This window comes from Mixta sp. Marseille-Q2659 (genome assembly GCF_940807255.1).
In the GTDB taxonomy this organism is placed as follows: domain Bacteria; phylum Pseudomonadota; class Gammaproteobacteria; order Enterobacterales; family Enterobacteriaceae; genus Mixta.
In genome coordinates, this window is record NZ_CALNWY010000022.1 from 47,394 (window position 1) to 64,086 (window position 16,693).

At 58.3% G+C, this 16,693-nt stretch carries 15 protein-coding genes and 1 pseudogene; all 16 read right to left on the reverse strand.

Going from position 1 to position 16,693, the window contains the following annotated elements; genetic code table 11:
- Positions 1–152: 152 nt before the first annotated feature.
- Positions 153–1,064, reverse strand: a pseudogene (locus P3C52_RS15055) (DUF6012 family protein).
- Between the two features lie 68 nt (positions 1,065–1,132).
- Positions 1,133–1,660, reverse strand: coding sequence for a hypothetical protein (locus P3C52_RS15060; RefSeq protein ID WP_275555782.1), 528 nt, complete (start codon positions 1,658–1,660; stop codon positions 1,133–1,135).
- 18 nt (positions 1,661–1,678) lie between these two features.
- A complete protein-coding gene (gene traG / locus P3C52_RS15065; protein WP_275555783.1) occupies positions 1,679–4,519 on the reverse strand; it encodes a conjugal transfer mating-pair stabilization protein TraG in 2,841 nt (946 codons plus the stop codon).
- Entirely contained in the window at positions 4,519–5,886 is a 1,368-nt protein-coding gene (locus P3C52_RS15070) for a conjugal transfer protein TraH (protein ID WP_275555796.1), read from the reverse strand. Before P3C52_RS15070 ends, traG begins: the two co-directional genes overlap by 1 nt.
- Positions 5,886–6,452 carry a type-F conjugative transfer system pilin assembly thiol-disulfide isomerase TrbB gene (trbB, locus tag P3C52_RS15075; protein WP_275555784.1) on the reverse strand — a complete coding sequence of 189 codons (567 nt, stop codon included), beginning with the start codon at positions 6,450–6,452 and terminating at the stop codon, positions 5,886–5,888. Before trbB ends, P3C52_RS15070 begins: the two co-directional genes overlap by 1 nt.
- A gap of 3 nt (positions 6,453–6,455) precedes the next feature.
- Positions 6,456–7,229, reverse strand: a complete 774-nt coding sequence (traF, locus tag P3C52_RS15080; RefSeq protein WP_275555785.1) for a type-F conjugative transfer system pilin assembly protein TraF — start codon at positions 7,227–7,229, stop codon at positions 6,456–6,458.
- Between the two features lie 2 nt (positions 7,230–7,231).
- A complete protein-coding gene (locus tag P3C52_RS15085) occupies positions 7,232–9,076 on the reverse strand; it encodes a conjugal transfer protein TraN (protein WP_275555786.1) in 1,845 nt (614 codons plus the stop codon).
- A gap of 55 nt (positions 9,077–9,131) precedes the next feature.
- Positions 9,132–9,572, reverse strand: a complete 441-nt coding sequence (gene trbC, locus P3C52_RS15090) for a type-F conjugative transfer system pilin assembly protein TrbC (protein WP_275555787.1) — start codon at positions 9,570–9,572, stop codon at positions 9,132–9,134.
- A gap of 10 nt (positions 9,573–9,582) precedes the next feature.
- Positions 9,583–10,590 (reverse strand): conjugal transfer pilus assembly protein TraU, encoded by a 1,008-nt coding sequence (gene traU, locus P3C52_RS15095; protein ID WP_249894778.1) that lies wholly within the window; start codon positions 10,588–10,590, stop codon positions 9,583–9,585.
- A gap of 106 nt (positions 10,591–10,696) precedes the next feature.
- Positions 10,697–11,371: a thioredoxin domain-containing protein gene (locus P3C52_RS15100; protein ID WP_275555788.1), complete on the reverse strand. Its 675-nt coding sequence runs from the start codon at positions 11,369–11,371 to the stop codon at positions 10,697–10,699.
- Between the two features lie 11 nt (positions 11,372–11,382).
- Positions 11,383–12,033, reverse strand: coding sequence for a type-F conjugative transfer system protein TraW (gene traW, locus P3C52_RS15105; protein ID WP_275555789.1), 651 nt, complete (start codon positions 12,031–12,033; stop codon positions 11,383–11,385).
- 33 nt (positions 12,034–12,066) lie between these two features.
- Positions 12,067–12,420 (reverse strand): TrbI F-type domain-containing protein, encoded by a 354-nt coding sequence (locus P3C52_RS15110; protein ID WP_275555790.1) that lies wholly within the window; start codon positions 12,418–12,420, stop codon positions 12,067–12,069.
- Positions 12,417–15,023, reverse strand: coding sequence for a type IV secretion system protein TraC (traC, locus tag P3C52_RS15115; RefSeq protein WP_275555791.1), 2,607 nt, complete (start codon positions 15,021–15,023; stop codon positions 12,417–12,419). Before traC ends, P3C52_RS15110 begins: the two co-directional genes overlap by 4 nt.
- Before the next feature lie 7 nt (positions 15,024–15,030).
- Positions 15,031–15,582: a type IV conjugative transfer system lipoprotein TraV gene (traV, locus tag P3C52_RS15120; protein WP_249894783.1), complete on the reverse strand. Its 552-nt coding sequence runs from the start codon at positions 15,580–15,582 to the stop codon at positions 15,031–15,033.
- The gene (locus tag P3C52_RS15125; RefSeq protein ID WP_275555792.1) at positions 15,575–15,931 is read right to left on the reverse strand and encodes a hypothetical protein; all 357 of its coding nucleotides are present in this window, start codon (positions 15,929–15,931) and stop codon (positions 15,575–15,577) included. The genes traV and P3C52_RS15125 overlap by 8 nt, the downstream gene beginning before the upstream one ends.
- On the reverse strand, positions 15,928–16,693 hold a 766-nt coding region (locus P3C52_RS15130), incomplete at its 5' end, for a TrbI/VirB10 family protein (RefSeq protein WP_275555794.1). The genes P3C52_RS15125 and P3C52_RS15130, both read right to left, overlap by 4 nt.

Genomic DNA, 16,693 nt, shown 5'->3' on the forward strand with positions numbered 1-16,693 from the left:
CAGTGACAACCGTGCAGGGTTGCGGACAGGCGCAGGCCAGGCAGGTAGCTGCACGGGGTTTAATTACGGTGTGAACGTGCCCGGATGGGCTGACGTGATATTCCGCCTCCTCCGCCAGACGCAGGGCGCGTCAGGCTGTGCGGCGGGCGGTCTCAGCGGTCTGAAACCTGAAACAGTGGCTGGTTAATCTGGTACTCAACAAGCTTCTTTTCGGCACCGGACAGGGCGCGAAAATGCGCGGAAAAACGACGGATACCGTTCATCAGGTTAGTGGTATTGGTAAAAAACACCGGGCATACCGCGCGAGCTTCCTGCAGCACGGGCTGAATGATCGACGTAAACGCATCGAGTTCCCCAATTTCTTTCATGTCGCTTTCGATAAGCTCTTCATGCTCTTTAACCGGACACACCGTCACGCCCGGACAGGCGTAAAGCACGCGCAGCGTGTCAGCGTAGTCGCGGACTTTGCAGTCAAAAGCGTCTTCCGGCGCCGGCAGGCGGCTGTTGTTTCTGGAAGGCGAAAACAGGCGTTCAGGTTCAACGGTCGCGGCAGTATAGAATTCCGTCTGCTGCCGGATAATCCCGGCCGGGTCGGCGAGACGCCAGATAGCCGGCTCACGCACGGACGGCCTGTCGCCGGCATTTACGGTCAGGCGGGGCTGACAGGATGCCGGGATCCAGTTTTTGGTGAGGTCAGGAGATTTATCCCGGAACGGTGTATTCCGGACGTCACTCCAGAGGTGAATGACGTCCGTTGCCGCATCGTCTGCACCCGCGATGTGCATATGCACCCGGTGCAAAGACACATCGCCCTGCACCAGCTAGCGGGTAATCACGGTAATATCCGTTACGTAAGCATCCGTATTCAGCAGAATGCCGTGAATGGCCTTACGGCCTTTTTTACGGCAGACATAATGCAGGCGCTTATTAGGTGACGGGAACCGAACGGTAATATCTCTTTCAGCCTGCAGGTGCAGGCCCAGCTCAGGTATTTCGACATCAATTAAATCAACAGAAATATTGGAGTAGTTAAGAAAAAAAGAGGGGGTCAGATGAATAAGCATGTCATCCTCGCAACTGTTTTAAAAAGGAATAATTGAGCATAAAAATGCTCAATTATCATTACAATGAATCAATCGTTAATTTTTTGCTTAATCGCAGAGGCAGCACCAAAAATAGCGGAAATTTGATATCGCGATACATCCAGACTAAAGGAGATTGCTAATACTATGGTTGAAAGAAGCGATATCGCAGCAAGAGCTATTACATTGAACATGGTAAAGAGCGAAAGAAAACCGGAAACCAAAATCATAAAAATCCATACAGCATAGTATTTTTTGGCTTTGGATTTGTATATTTTTAGTATCTTGTAATCTTCAAATGCGCTTTCAGGAAGCATAGAAAACAACACGCTATATCCATACAAAAAATATGAGATAAAAAACCAAAAGAACACCGACATAACTCCCAATCCCAGCCATAGATTTTTATCGAAAAGCTCGCCTAATGGACAAAGAAAGTAAAATATAAAATACAAACCTATCGGCAAAATCATATTTTTAAAACAAGAAAACACGCTTGGGACAACTTCATTAGAAGAACTAATTAATAATGAGACTTGCTTTACCTCTTCCTTAATCTCACTGTACGTTACACTCATACTAATACCTCGCCACAATTACTTTTTCAAATCATCACTGTGGAGCTTATCGCTAAGACTTTTACTTAAAAAGTTGTCCTGCGATGCATCAGCGAGATGTTTTTGCTCCGTATATTTTCTTTCAGCCTGTTGATAATCTTCACTCCTGCTAGATTTCCCTTCTTCAATAGAACTTCTGCCGTCGTGAATTTTATTCTGGACATCATTTGCCTTAGTGTTAACTAAGGTCTGCTGAGCTTCAACCTCACCGTTCACATCAGTACGAATATTATTTCTGGCCACGCCCGCTTCAATGCTCTGATTTGCACTGTTATATGCGCTGCCGAACTGCTCACCTGCTGTATTCGCCGGTGCGCCCATGCCTTCACCCGTGTTACCGGAGTTGTGCGCATAATCCCCCTCAATACGCCCCTGAAGCTTCTCTGCAAAGAACTCCTGAACTAGGCCGTCACGCTGTTTCTGAACGTTTTCATCTGACGTATTGGTAAGAATGGTTTCGGCATTACCCGGCGAACGCTGCATTGCCCACTGCACAAACTGCTGCGTGTAGTTGTCGCGCGCGCCTGCGCTGAGCGTTTCAGTCTCAGAGGCCATTTTCTGCATTTCATGCGTATGCGCCTGGCTGGCCGTGTACTGCGCATACCTGCTGTCAGAGGTGGTGATACCAGAGGAGATCTGGTTCATCAGGCCGGACGCGTTGTTATCAACGTGCTGGCCATTGTAGGTTGTGCTGTAATTACGCAGCACGTCCATGCCCTGGCTGAAGTCCTGCGATTCGCGTGCAGAAATGGTCTGAGAGTTGTCGTTTCCACTTTGCCCTCCCTGAGAAGTCTGTGAGGTCGAACCCGTTCTCGCACTAAGTTCTGTGCCTGCATGCACATCCCCTTTCAATGAGGCACCAGTCGCCCACTCTCCCGCTTTACCCCACAGTGATTTACTTGAATCCATGCCTGCCTGGACTCGCGCACCTGTGTTAACCGAAGCATTGCGAGCTTTATCCTCAAGCTCAGAGTACGCTTCATTAAGGCTAATATGGTTGCGGGTCGCATAGTCCTGCGCCACGTTCTGCATTTTGTTCACACGCTCGGCATCGGTCACGCTTAAGCCGGTTGTAGCCGACAGCGTTTTCGAGTCGCTGTTGCCAAACTGCTCATGGAACTGTTTGAGCTGCGAGCCGGTTTCCTGCACCGAGTGGTTATACCCCTGCGCCGCCATTTCGGTCTGCGCCATGCTGTCACGCACCGAGCGCTGTGCAGCACTCGCCAGATTGCGGTCAAGGTGCAGATCGACCGGCAGCCGGCTGGTTGCGCCTGATGCGTCATACACCGTCTGTCCTTCCTGCGTCATGGTGCGCATGGCACCGTTGCCCAGCTGCATCGTGGTATTGCCCTCGCGAAACACACGGTTCAGGTCCGTTTTGTGCCCGTTGATGTTATCCAGTTGCACGTTGCCCACGCTCATGTTGCCCGATGCCACCGCGCCGGAATCCGCGGCAGACGCGCTGCTGAGCGCGCTGCCCAGGCTGGAGCTGAGGCTCGCAAAGCCCTGACCCAGCCCGGTGAACAGACGGAATGCCAGGAACGGGATGGAGAGCATCAGCCAGCCGGCAATGCCCGCCGTGGTGGTGCTGGTTTCCATCAGGCGGTTCATATTGGACAACGTCGGCCCCGTGGCGTGGAAGCTGTTCTGCGTGCTGTAGTTCACGGCAAAGTTAAAGATGGCGAACATCACCGGCCAGAGCATCAGGCTCCCCATAAAGTTCAGGTAGCTCTTGATAACCGACCAGGCGATTTCCCGCACATAAAGCGCCAGCACCATCACCGGGAAGATGCAGATGCAGAACAGCAGCAGTACCGTATGCAGCTGCGGCAGCACCTCCGTTGCGATGGTGTAACTTACCGCGTGCGACAGCCTGAGCTTCATCAGCGACTGTTCGGAGGCGATGTCCACCATTGATGCGGTGTCGTTCATACCCTTCACGTAGCTGTTCAGCCCGCGACGCAGGCCCGCGACGGCGATGTTCTGCATCATAATGCTTTGTGCCGACTTGCTGCTGCCGAGAAAGTATTCATAAGAGCCCGCCAGCTGCTCGGCATAGACCGTCTGTGGCGCCCGGTTTCCCGGTAGCATGCGGACCGCGTGGGCCATGAACGTGCTGCCTGTATTATTGCTCTCCGCCGTCAGCAAGTTTTTCAGGCGCGGTGCCGCGTCCCGGCAGAACATAAATGTGGTACCGGTGGCGTCACGCCAGTAGACGCCGCGCAGCGGGCTGGGGTTACTGAAAATCTGTGCCTGCACGTCCTCAGATTCCATCACGTCCTGCATGCTGTACTTGTGGTTCAGCATGATGTCCGGTACCACGCAGTTTTTGGTGTACTCGCCCATGTTATAGGCCAGCACCGGGTTGCGGCTGTCGATGGTGAAGCTGTCCTGTAGCAGCTTGCTGGCAAACAGCATCCCGGTTTTGGTGTAGGCCCGCTCGTCCGGGAAGTGAAAGATATCTTCATACGAGGTCGTTAACGTGTACCCGACCCCGGTAATAATACTCAGCGGCATTGCAAGTCCCGCCGGCACGTTATCCACCCGCCCGATGTTTTCGGGCGCGGTCAGATCATTCACAACCACTGTCACCTTCGGCGTCAGCAGCAACGCAGTCACCATCACAAACGTCATTCCCCACCCGAACATAGCGGTCATGTTGTGCGTGCGCAGATAGGTCATTACGCAAAAAGCGATGCCCAGCATCTCCGCCACCCAAATTGTGCTGTGCCAGCCCTCATTTTCCATCATGGTCGCCACGGCGTTAAGGCCCATCGTGATCATTCCACCGGAACTCACCACCCAGATATCAAGTGCCATCAGTTACTCCCGAATTGATAGTTCGACAGCACGCTGTCAGAGACGGATGAAGAAAGCTGCTGGCGCGTCTCGGACAGGCTGCGATCGTACTCAGCCAGTCCGTTCTGTTGCACCTGAATACGCGTGACGCGCTGGCTCAGCTCGTTACGCACCTGACGCAGGTTCTCGCGAAAATGCTTGTTCTCTTCTTCAGTATCGAGCGTGCCGGCAGCGCCGCTCGCGGCCACGTCAATCAGGCCGTTTATGTAGGACATCACCATGTCGGCCGCGATGTACTCCGCCAGGCTGCTGACCACGCTCTGATCCATGCCCACCGACGCGGAATCGATGGTGTAGCGCAGGATACGCACGCGGGTGCTGCTGATGAGCGCCTTCTCGCTTTCGGTCAGCGCCGTATCGCTGCGGGCCTTATCAAAAATGTCATTGAGCATGTCCCGCACCCGGCCGGTCATGCCCTCGTCTTCCGACAGGGTCAGATCCGCGATAGTCGGTGACAGGCAGGTGGTGTTATCGTTGCAGCGGTAGATTTTCTCGGTGCCACCGTTCAGCAGCGTGTTGAACATCGACTCACTGCCGCCGCGCGGCTGCAGGAACGTCGGGTTACCGTTCGCGTCATAAATCACCGTGCCGACCATCGACATAATGAATTCCTTGAGCGCGCGGTCGTTGCTGAAGAACTGGTTCAGTTTTGTGAACGTTTCCCATGTCAGGTTGCGGTTGCGCGGGATGCGTTTCTTCTCTTCCTCAGTCGCCTTGCTGAACACGCTGTTGGTTTCTCCACCGACACCGCAGCCCTGACGGGACGCCGCCCAGTCGGAGAACACGTCGTGCTTGGTGCCGAGGTCCTGGCAGATTTGCGCGCTGGCCGCCTGCGTCTTTGGCCACAGGCCGCCGACGATGGACTGCGCAGCCTGACAGGTGGAAATGTTCATGTTGTTGGTGTCCGCCGCAAGCTTCTGCAGGTAGTCCTTCACCGCCTTACACTGCGGGCAGATGGTTTCGAGCCCGAGGTCAAAGGCGTAGCCGGCAGCGTTGCTGAGTATCTGCTTGCCCATGATTTTAATCTGGTCGCCATTGATGAAACTGAACGAGCCGAGATAGGCGTCGATGCCGCCGCAGCCCGACTTGATATCCGGAAGCGTCACAGAAATCAGCTGGATGTTACGCACCGGCGTGCGGATGAACAGGTTGCCACCGGTAAGGTAGCCCGCCGACTGCCCCTGCCACGCGGCCGCCTGCGTGTAGTTTCCTCCGCCACCGCCCATCTCGTTAAAGAACTTGTTGATGTCGTTCTGCACGTCCGCACCCGCCGCAGCGGAGAACAGCAGACCGGCCACGATGCCGGCATTCAGCGTAAATTTGTTCATCACAGCACCCCCAGACGCACGGCCAGCGCAAAGGATTCATCCAGGCGCTGCTTCAGCGCATCCTCACTCATTTCCCCCTGTGACAGCGGGATGGTCACCAGCGACTGCGTGTTGATAATGAAGTCGGTGGGGGTTGCCTGTGGCAGTTCGGCGAAGAAGTCCTTCAGAATAGCGTCGTTTACCGGCATCACGTTCGGGAACACCGCGTCGCCCTTACCGTCAAAGCTGTAGACGAACACGCCGATGCCGGTCTGCTCAGACACTGACTTCAGGGTCGGGTTGAAACGGTGGCAGTAAGGGCAGTCAGATCGGACAAAATGCACGATCTGCCAGTGCCCCACATCCACACTGCGCCCGTCGCTCAGGTGATACCACACCGGCTTCGTGGGCGCTTGCTGCTGCGCGCCCTGCGCCTTATTTGCAGACGCCTCTCTTTGTGGCTGCCTTTCCGCCGGCGCGTCCGCGCCCTCTTTCGCCTGCTCCAGGCGGGCAATGTCATCAATCGTGCTGGCCGCCGCCAGTACCGGCGTAAGCATCAGCAGTACGGCAAAGAGTTTCGAAATCATGGTTCAGTCCTCGGGCTGGAAATCGGTAACGATGTTGAGCATGCGCCTGGCCAGGTCATCCTGGGTGATGAAACCGTACGCCAGCGGCTGGTATTTCTTCGTGCGCGGCTCGACCAGGTAAATGGCCGGGAAGTGTTCGATCTTCATCTTCTCCGCCTGCCCGTTGTTCTGCCGGGTATCCGGCAGGTCGGGGCTCGCGCGCCCGTCCACGGTGACGGGGATAACGGTCAGGCCGTACTGCTCGCTGAACTCTTTCACCACCCCGCCGAGCCGGTTATCCAGCGGCTCGTTGCCGCGATAGAAGAAAAACACGCCGTAGCGCTGGTTCACGTAGCGGATGGCCGCCTGCTGCTTTTGACGACGCTCGGTGTACTGGATATTGGCAGTGCCGTTGTAGAACGGGTGCTTCAGGCTGTAGTCGAGCTCGGGGTTATCCAGCAGCACCTTTTCCCAGCGCGAGGCGAACATGCTGGCCTGATTCACCATCCAGTCCTGCACGATTTTGTAGCGCCGGATGTTCTCGGTGGAGGGGTGCAGCATCGCCTCATTCATCAGGTTGTCGCGAAACGCCTGCAGGCGCTTCATCTTCTGCGTGGGCGTCTCCTGCGGCGGCGCGGGGGGCGGCACAGGCGGCTGTTCCTCATCCTTTTTTACCGGCTCGTTGTACCAGTACCAGCCGACTGCCGGGTCGTAGTGGTAGCCGTCGGGCTTTTTTTCCTCTGCTGCGTGCAGCGGAAGTACCGCAAGCAGCAGCGTCAGGCCGATAAGTTTTCTCACGCTTAGTCTCCTGATTTGAGGCTGTTCCGGATGTCAGAGGTAATGCGCTGATTCAGTGCGTCCTGATCGGGCAGTTTGATGTTGCTGTTGAGATCGTCGTAAAATTCGCTGAAATCGATGTGGTCAAACTTAATGCCCTGCAACTCAGCCACTTTTATTCCCCGGCAGTCCGGGTTTTCACCTGAACCGAAGCTGATACCCAGCTGGTCACGGCGCCCCTGCTCCTGCACAATGCGGGCGAGCTTGCTGTCGAAGACGCAGTAGCCCTCTTTCTTCTGCAGGCAGACCCCGAATACCTTTTTCGAGCAGTAAGAGCCCACCTTCACGACCAGCTTTTTCTCCTTGCCGGTACCAATCTCTTTTTCCTCGGTATTGCAGTGCGCAAGTCCCACGTCCTGACCCCAGCCCCCGCTTTTGCAGCAGTTACTGAAGCCGGCCGCGCTCTTGCGACATGCCATTGCCTTGCCCGTAAAGGCCGTCACCGAATTGGGGTCCATGCCCGCGAAGTCTTTGCCTGCCGCTGCGAGCGCAGCCAGCTGCGACACAGCAGCCTCAAAGTTCTGGTTCTGGCCCGCCTGCATCGCCGAGCAGCTGCCGTCAGAGCAGTAAAACTCCGAGCCGCAGATGTAGCCGGTGCTCTTTACGGTGTGCGCGCACTGGTAAGTCAGTTTGCTGTAAACACAGAGGTTGCCGATTTTCCGGGTACAGGTGCGTGTACCTTCACTGCAGTTCGGATCGTTGATGTACGCCTGACAGGTATTGGTGTCGTCTTCAAAAACGTTCCACTGCGTGGTGTAGCCCCAGCAGTCGCTGTAAAGGCTGTAGGCCTTGCCGCCAACGGTCACAGAGCGGGTGCCGCCCGGGTCGCTGCAGACCTCACTCATCTTCACGGCATCCCCCATATCTGCCGGGCAGCTGCTGGTCCACTGAAGCGTCGGTACAACCGTATCCCTGACAGCCTCCATCGGCAGGGTAATGCGCAGAACAATCCAGCCCTTTGTTATCAGCTGTATCATTCCCTCCCGGCCCTCATCGTAATGCCCGTCGGTGTTGTAGCGTATCCGCATGCTGATAACCTGACCTGCCTTCACCTGCTGAGCGGCGATGCTGAAGGTGCCGGAATTGTTAATCTTTGTGCGGACCGTTTTTCCCATGACCTGGAAAGAATAATCAAGGCGATCGCCGTGCCAGCTGCTGCTTCTCGGATATAACAGTTCCCATGTCCCGCTGCTCACGGTGCCGCTTTCAGGCACCGTGACGTCGTACTGCACCCAGTAATCACTCATCCGTTTGCCGGTTACGCTGCCGGCATTCAGCACCAGTTTCGTGCTGTACGTCTCGCGTGAACCGGTTGTCACGATGGTTGCCTTACGTGTACAGGCCTGTGTCAGGTTATTGGCCATTTCACAACGGTGTGTGGTGTACGTGGTTTTGTTCAGCTCCTGGGCCACGCACTGGCTGCCGTTCACGCCGGTAATGGCATTGGCGTTTTCGCGAATTTCGTCGCTGTACTTCATCATGTCAGAGTCGTAGCTGAGCGTGTCCGCCGGGTTGTTCACATAGGATTCGCGCGCGGTTTGTCCGAGGTCGGACTCACTCAGTTCCGTCTGTCCCTTCACGTCGATGTTTGTGGACATCTGCGTCGGGTCGCTATACAGGGCGCGCTGCGGCGCGTCTGCGCTGTAATTCTCGAAATAACTGTTCGGGTCGGCGCTGGTTGTGCCATTAGCGGCCCTGCCGGCGTTAATGCCTTCCTGATTTGAGGCATCCATCGACGCCGCCAGTGCGCCGGCAGACAGGCAGGTCAGCAGCAGGCCCTGCAGCAGGGTGCGGGTTGCTTTTTTCATCTGGATTTCCGGTAATGGGGTGATAACTGCCCGCCGCAGCGGGCAGTGGGATCGGTCAGGACTTGTTACGGCAATCACCGCGTTCATTGATCATGCCCAGTGCCTGGTTCAGCGCCACGTTGCCGTACACGATGTCGAAGTGCTCGCCACACTTCTTCACCAGCGCCGGCACCTTCTTTACGCCGTAGCGGTCAAAGCGAACCGGGTCAATCTGCACGCCACGAACCCGGTAGGTGGTGACCATGTACATCATGTACTTCGCGGTCTGCTCCATGCTGTCGCCGACCAGCCCCCGGAAGTACACCGGGATGTCCCGCGCTTCGGCCGCCTTCATCAGAATGGCCAGCTCTTTTTCCGGCACTGAAGCGGACAGAAAGTAGGCTGTCTCATTCTCTGTGCTGCCGACCTGCGTGCCCTGCGGCGCGTCTTCGGCCCGGGCGGCCAGCGCCACCGTAAGACCGGCGACAAGCAGCAGCGTGTTGCGTGTTTTCCTCATATGTCCTCGCTTAAAGCACGACGCAGTTGCGCTTTTTCCAGATGAGATAGCCGTAGTTCTTTTTGCTGTTCGGCATTTCCTTGCCGGTCTGCCACAGCATCACGTTGCGCCCGAACGGATGACACGCCGCCACGTCCGGGATGGTGTTCACCATCTGATAGCGGTAGCGGCTTTTCGGCATGATCGCAGACGGGTACTCGTAGCAGACGGCCGTGTTATAGGGCACGGTATCGAGGATGAGTCCCTCGCGGTGCAGCTTGAAATCCATGCGCTCAGAGAGCAGCGCCCCGCTGTTAAGCCCGCTGGACTCGTTCACAATGTTGCCGGTAAACGGGTACATCGAGCCGTGCGAGCCGGCACACCAGAACAGCGCATCAATTGGCTTGCTCACCCCGGCCGCCACCGCGTCCGCCGCGCAGGCCATCTGCGCAATCGGGTTGGCAAACAGCATTACCTCCGGGTTCAGAAACAGCGCCAGGTTGTCGTTCTGCCAGGTCGGGTCCAGCTCCGAGAGGTAGCCGATGTCATACTCCCCGCCCTGCATACACATCTCAGAGGTAATGATGTTGAGCCAGGAGATCAGCGGGTACTTGTACCAGTGAACGTGATAGAACGTGCCCGGGTGCTCATTCGCTGTTTTCGTGCCGGTGCCTGTGCCGGTGTTCGGGATATTGATGTTAAAGCCGCCCATGTTCACCATGCAGCCCGGCGAGCGCGTCACGTCCGTCATCGCAAACGGCTCCCAGAAACCAATCGCGATGCCCGGACGCTCAAAAACGGGTGGCGGTGCCGGGCAGAACTGAATGGGCGATGACGGGTTTTCGGTATCCGGCAGCGACCCGGCTGACACCTGCACGCTGCCGATACTCATCGGGAACAGACACTCCCAGCACACATCGGTGATGGGGTTAACCCAGCGCCCGTCGCAGGTCAGGGAGGTATTGCCGCTGCTGTCAGCGGCCTGTGCCGGCTGGCAGCCCCACACCGCGAGCGCCAGTAAAAGCGTGCGCCAGACCATGTCAGCCCCCTGTGCCGCGCGCTTTTCCACTGCCGCCTGCAGCGCCTGCAGGTCAGTCGCCCCCGGGATAACGCTGATGTTCTCAGCGGTGGCCCCTTCACCGGCATCACGAAGAAAGCGGGCGTACCCTGAATGCCGAGGCGTTTTGCCAGCGCGTTATTTTTCTCCAGCGCGGCGCCCATTGCCTCAACCTCTTCTTTTGGCGTGCGGTCACGCCTGCCTTCACCGCCGCCTGGCGGATATCCTCATCCAGCAGCTTCCCTTCGTTGTGGCCGGTGGCATAGAGCGCGGCGTGGTAACGGTGGTACGCGTCGGCGCCGCCGTCTTTATAAACGGACAGGCCAACTTTCGCTGCCTGCACCGAGGCGGGCCAGCGGCTGCCAAAGATGGGCCACTCCTTATAGATGAAACGCACGTCCGGGTTCTGGCGGATGAACTGCTCCACGGTCGGGGCGACCTTCGCACAGTAGATGCACTGGTAGTCAAAGAACTGAATGACCGCGACATCGCCCTTCGGGTGCAGCACCGGCGAGGTGGGGTCATTCAGCAGGGCGTCCTGATTTTCCAGCGCCGCGCCGGCGGCGGCGGCCCTCTGTTTTTCCTGCGACTGTGCCTGCAGCTTCTGGCTCATTTCGATCAGGATTTCCGGGTGCGCGCGCAGGTAGTCTGCCGCGATCTCGCCGATCTGCGCCTTTTGCGTATCGCTGAAGGCGTCGTCAGCGGCATTCGCGTGACCGGCCAGGCTCAGCGTCAGGGCAGCAGCGAGGATGTGCTTTTTCATGTCTGTCTCCGTTAGCGGTCGGGAAGACCGAATTCAGTGATAAGGAAGAGTTTTTGCCCGGGCGCCTGCTTCACTTCCGCAGGTACCTGCGTGATGCCGAATTTTTTCGTGATGCTGCCGGTCTGGTCGAAGTACACCCGGCTGCCGAGCGCTTCAGCGCTGTCGCGCACGTTGCCGTTGACCAGGATGACGCGGGACGTCGTCGTGCGCGGCACCTGCTGCTTCATCCAGGCGATCTGCCGGTCGTCGTCGGCGTCGATGAAATACAGCGTCTCGTCAAACACCGGGATGACATCAAAGGGGTTCACCTTCTGCCCCTTATGCGCGAACACCACGCCGTTGTGGTCGGCGATGTCGCGCTGCACCGTGAACGACGGGTCAAACAGGCGGCTGTGCGTCTCGCGCCCGGTGGTGAGTCCCGGCACCGGTGGCGGGCGCATCGCCTCGTCTTCAGCCTTTTGCTGCATCTCCCGCTCGATGTCGGCCTGCGACCGGCCCTCAAAGTGCTGCTTCAGGTTGTCTTTCAGGACGGCAATCAGGTTGCGCTCGCGGATGTCCCAGGTATCGCCGTACGTGCCGAGCTCAGCCGCGCCCGCGTGCAGGCTCAGCGTGGCGAGCAGCGCGCCGGCGGCAATGCGCGCCAGCGGAGTTGCATGTTTCATCGGGGGGCTCCCGGTTGAGGTGATCGGGCAGGGTTATTGCTGCGGCGTCGCTTTCATCAGCTCAGCCAGGCGCGCCTGAATCTCCGGCGTGGCGTCCGGCAAGCCGGTAACGACAGCCGGGCTCACCAGAATGGCCGCGCCGCGTTCAGTGGCGTATTCCGCCGTTGCGGTGGTGACACTGCGGTCAAAGCGCCTCAGCAGCGCCCTTCGCTGTTCGTCGGTGAGGTCCAGCGTCGCGCTCTGGCGGATCAGCGCATTGGTCGTGCCCTTCATGTCGAACGTGACCAGCGTGGGCGGCTTCAGCCAGAAAAACCAGGCGGCCGCGCACGCCCCCACGCTCAGCACAACCGACAGGCTGCAGCCCGCCACAAGGTGTTTTGTATTCAAAGTTGCATCTCCCGCAGCATGTTGATGATGTCGCGCTTGTGCGCATCGTTCCCGGCCATCTCAAACAGGATGTCCTTGATGTCCGCCCCCTCGCGCAGTCGTTTTTCGCGGTAGGTAAAGTCTTCACCTTTGGAGGAAAACAGTCCGTCGCTCAGCGGATCGAGAATGAGGCGGTGGAAGCTGGAAAATTCCCCCACGCTCAGCAAAAACGAGCTGTAGCGCGCCTTTTTCGCCGGCGGAAACTTGCGGATCATTTCCCACTCCAGCTCGTTAAACGCATGCGGCTCCTCCTTCTGGAAGGTGGTGAACGACTTGGCGTCCTGCATACAGGTGAACTTGAACGAGCTGTTGTCGTAGGCCGCGAGCGCCGCCGTGGACAGGTTTTTATCGCGTATCGCCTGCGTGACCGTACCGTATGAGCCGTTGTGGCGGCGGGCGGTGCGGTAGCCTTCCTCGATAAAGTCCTTGATTTTGGTACTGGACCCGCCGAGCAGCTTCCACCCCTCGTCGATGATGTTCATCTTGCGCATGCTGCGCGGCGTGGTGTACATCATGTTCTCGTTCCAGATCATGATGCTGAACAGCACCGCCGACAGCAGGTCCTGCTGCTTGCGCAGGTCACCGAGTTCGGTGACCACGAACTGCAGGTCAGGCTTCAGCGTTGGCTCGGATGAGTTGAAGAACCTGCCGTAGATCCCTTTGGTGCTGTACTTACTGAGCAGCGTGGTGATTTCGTCAATGCGCCCGCCAATCAGCGAAGAGTGTTCGCGGGTGATGGCCGCCTGCCTCGTCTTCAGGTAGTCAATGACGTGATCGATGCGCATGTCCTGCTGATACGTCGGCCATGATTCGGTAATGGCCTCCAGGATCATGGATTCATGTACCTCATCCAGCAGGCCGTTGGGGCTTGCCAGAATGCACAGCTGGTCGCGGATGCGCTCGGCGGCAAGCGTAATGTCGGTGACGTTCGCAAACGGATTAAAGCGCAGCGAATCGCCGTTAATATAGGTGCCGCCGAGGCTGCTGCAGGCGGCTTTATAGGAGTCACCGATATCCTGCACCGCCACCGTACCGCCCTTGTCCAGCACCGAACGCGCGATGGAGTTGGCCAGCACCGATTTGCCCGCGCCCGAGGTACCGGACATAAACCAGTTGAAGTTGGTGTTCGGCAGGCTCTCGTCAAACACGTCGATAAACGCGACCTGGTTGCGGTAGCTCGGAATAAGAATGCCCGAGGCGCACAGCTTGTTATCCCCGATAACCGGCATCAGGTTCACCGCATGAAACGACTCCGATCGCTGTATGCCGCCGGTCTTGCGGCAGTCGTCGCGCAGCTTCTTGTTCACCATCGCAAACGGCAGCGTGGCCAGCAGGTTGCGCAGCTGCATAAAATCGGCGCGCACGAAGCGCAGCCCCTGCGCGGCGAAGGCGTTGCGCGTTTTTTCGGTGTAGCGCGACGTCAGATCGTCGTCATCCGGGCAGAACAGCGTGATACCGTAGAAGTAGCTGGTCAGTGAGGTCTGGTTCGACAGCAGCCGCGCACGGGCATCTTTCCACTCGGCGTGCTGACGCGTGGTGGACGGGATGTACTTGGCGTAACTGGTGTTCACGCGCGAGTCCAGCGCCAGAAAGCGGCTGTTCGCCTCGCCCTGACTTTTCATCTGCTCCTCGGTGGTCAGCACCATCGTGCAAATAAACGGGCAGGGTATGCCGTTGGTTGGCGACATCAGGTCCTGAATGATGTTGCCGTTCTGCCAGAGGTAATGCTCCTGCGGGTTGCGGTCCAGGTTAAGGTTCACCATGCGCGCCGCAAACGGTCTGTTTTTCGCATCACTGCCCTCGATGCGGATATGTGAGGGCTTTACCCGCCAGGACGTGGTGCGGTCCACGAACTGGGTGCTGAGGTCGGCCGCCGGATCATACTCGCAGTCATAACGATCAAGCCGCGCCGGGTCGTGGTTGAAGAACTCGCGCAGCACGCTGCTGAACTCCGCCACGCCGATAGCCGACGACCACAGGTCGGCGGCGTTGAGCGCGTTCAGCAGGTTACGTCGCACGTCGCGCACGCGGATCATATCGGTTTCGGACAGGTGCTTCACCGGCATCGCCCAGATAAAAAACAGACGGTAGTCGCGCAGGGTCAGCGGATGATCCAGGCCGTTGCTGTAGGTATAGCGCGCGCCGTTCAGGAAAAAGCGGGCGGTGACGTCGTTGCACTCGTCCGCCCGGTGTCCCTTCCAGGCAAAATTTTTCAGGCCCTGCTCGACCTGCTCTTTCACCGCCCGGGTGGAGACCAGCATGACCTGCAGCGGAATATCGCGCGGGGCCACGTCGCGAAGCAGGTACTCCAGGCTTTCCGCCAGCTTCTCGTTGGCGCCGATCAGCGGCTGTGATTCCACCACAAAGCCCACCGACTCCTTGTTCACCCAGATCTGACTTTCGCTGTCGTAATCTTTATAGGGCAGCAGGTCGCGGATGTGCGGGTAGTCCATGTCCTGCAGCTTCTGGCGCGTTTCGTTCGTGGTGTCGCGCTCCCCCAGAATCCCCGCCACCGTCTCCACCACGTTCAGCGGGTCAAAGCGGAAGCCTTTCAGAAATTTCATGCAGACCTCACATCAGAATGCCGCTCCAGTCACCGTGACTGGAGACGCTGTAAATGACCTCGCCCATGTGGACGTTGTTGTCAGGTGAGACGTAGGGTGCTATCCAGATGCGCGCCACGCCGTCAGGGCGGCGGAACGCAGCGGCAGGTTCAGGAAAGCAGTGCGCTGCGCTGCAGTACGCGGTCTGATCCGTGGTGGTGCGCAGCACGCCGTTTTCACGCGTAAACGGGCGGACCCCGCCGGTTGATGCCAGACGCACCGGAATGCCGTCATTCAGGCCGCTGCGGCGTGCCTGCGCGTCGGTCTGCGGGTCCAGGCGAATGGTGCCGGTATCAATCAGGCGGTAGTCATCCAGGCGGATACCTGCGCCGGTGAAGCCGTTCGGCGCAGTAGCTGCGGGCGCGTTCCCGCTGCTGCCCGCAGACATATCGTCGGCCTGCGACATCCAGACGCCGGAGTCTTTAGCGGGCTTGTCAAATTCAAAGTCTTCGTTCATGCCCGCGCAGCCGCTCAGCATGATGGCCAGCGCGCTGACCATAAAAGGATTCGCTTTAGTCATGGTGTTCTCCATCAGCGCTGTCAGGTGAAAGCGCATCAATTTCGGTAAAGTCGATAAAGAGATCGCCGTTTTTGCCTCTGGTCCCGAGCCGGGACAGCATGTTCATCGCGAAGGTGTCGCCGGGAGCCACCTCCAGCAGGCGGCGCAGCGTTTCCCCGAACAGCGTGACGTAGCCGTCGTCCGGGATGAGGCCGGGTTTGCAGTAGAGCTTTTTGACGCCAAATCCCAGCGCCTGCAGCCCCGGAATGCGGGCATCGGCGTCGCGTCCGAAGCAGTTAATCGTCCGTTCGGTAAAGACCATCCAGCCGCAGTGCTCTGCGTGACGAAGCCGGATTTTCCTGTCCGTCATTGCGCCACACCCTGCGGAGTCATGTTCCTCGCCTGCCCGCCGTTTGTCGGGGTCACAAAGTCATTCATGTTCAGGCGCGTCGCGTCACCGAGCTTGCCCACCAGGTCCGGCGGCAGGCCGCTGTTGCCCTGCTCGCGCGTTTGCGTGTCCTGCTGCTGGCCGCCGGCGCGCTGCTGCTCCTTCGCCAGCTTCGCGGCCTCTTCATCCTCAATAAACTTCGCGCGGAAGCCCTCGATAAACACCACCTCCACGCGGTTCGCCGCGCCAATCGGGATAATCGGGTGATACTGCTCGGCGCGCTCGATGTAGTAGTCGGCCAGCTTGTCCGCTGCCTTGCCCACGCCGCCACCAATTGCCCCGCGCGCCACGTCCCCGCCGCTGACCGTGCTGGTTGCGCCAATGCCGGTGACCGTCTGGCCGACCTGCGAGGCGCTCTGTCCCAGCCCGCCCAGCGCACCGGCGGTAAACGCCAGACCCAGGATCTTGCCGTTGCGCATTACCGGCACGCCCTTGATGCCGTTCTTGCCGTAGAAGGCGACGTGTCCCTTCACGGCCTGATCGATGTGCTTGCCGTCAATGATGCAGGAGAGACGCTGCAGCTGAACAATGGCGCGTTCGCTGGAGATGTCGCCGTAGGCCGCTGCCGTCACAAAGCAGTTATCCAGCTGCACCATTTTGTTGTTGCCCGGCATGTGCGCCCTGCCCTTGAGCTTGAACTGCATCGGCACCAGGTTGTTCTCACCGCGCACCGAAGCGTTGGCG

Excerpts from the sequence above, each read along its gene's own strand:
- P3C52_RS15060 (WP_275555782.1), bottom strand. The coding sequence starts at position 1,660 with ATGAGTGTAACGTACAGTGAGATTAAGGAAGAGGTAAAGCAAGTCTCA.
- traG (WP_275555783.1), bottom strand. The coding sequence starts at position 4,519 with ATGGCACTTGATATCTGGGTGGTGAGTTCCGGTGGAATGATCACGATG.
- P3C52_RS15070 (WP_275555796.1), bottom strand. The coding sequence starts at position 5,886 with ATGAACAAATTTACGCTGAATGCCGGCATCGTGGCCGGTCTGCTGTTC.
- trbB (WP_275555784.1), bottom strand. The coding sequence starts at position 6,452 with ATGATTTCGAAACTCTTTGCCGTACTGCTGATGCTTACGCCGGTACTG.
- P3C52_RS15085 (WP_275555786.1), bottom strand. The coding sequence starts at position 9,076 with ATGAAAAAAGCAACCCGCACCCTGCTGCAGGGCCTGCTGCTGACCTGC.
- trbC (WP_275555787.1), bottom strand. The coding sequence starts at position 9,572 with ATGAGGAAAACACGCAACACGCTGCTGCTTGTCGCCGGTCTTACGGTG.
- traU (WP_249894778.1), bottom strand. The coding sequence starts at position 10,590 with ATGGTCTGGCGCACGCTTTTACTGGCGCTCGCGGTGTGGGGCTGCCAG.
- P3C52_RS15100 (WP_275555788.1), bottom strand. The coding sequence starts at position 11,371 with ATGAAAAAGCACATCCTCGCTGCTGCCCTGACGCTGAGCCTGGCCGGT.
- traW (WP_275555789.1), bottom strand. The coding sequence starts at position 12,033 with ATGAAACATGCAACTCCGCTGGCGCGCATTGCCGCCGGCGCGCTGCTC.
- traC (WP_275555791.1), bottom strand. The coding sequence starts at position 15,023 with ATGAAATTTCTGAAAGGCTTCCGCTTTGACCCGCTGAACGTGGTGGAG.
- traV (WP_249894783.1), bottom strand. The coding sequence starts at position 15,582 with ATGACTAAAGCGAATCCTTTTATGGTCAGCGCGCTGGCCATCATGCTG.
- P3C52_RS15125 (WP_275555792.1), bottom strand. The coding sequence starts at position 15,931 with ATGACGGACAGGAAAATCCGGCTTCGTCACGCAGAGCACTGCGGCTGG.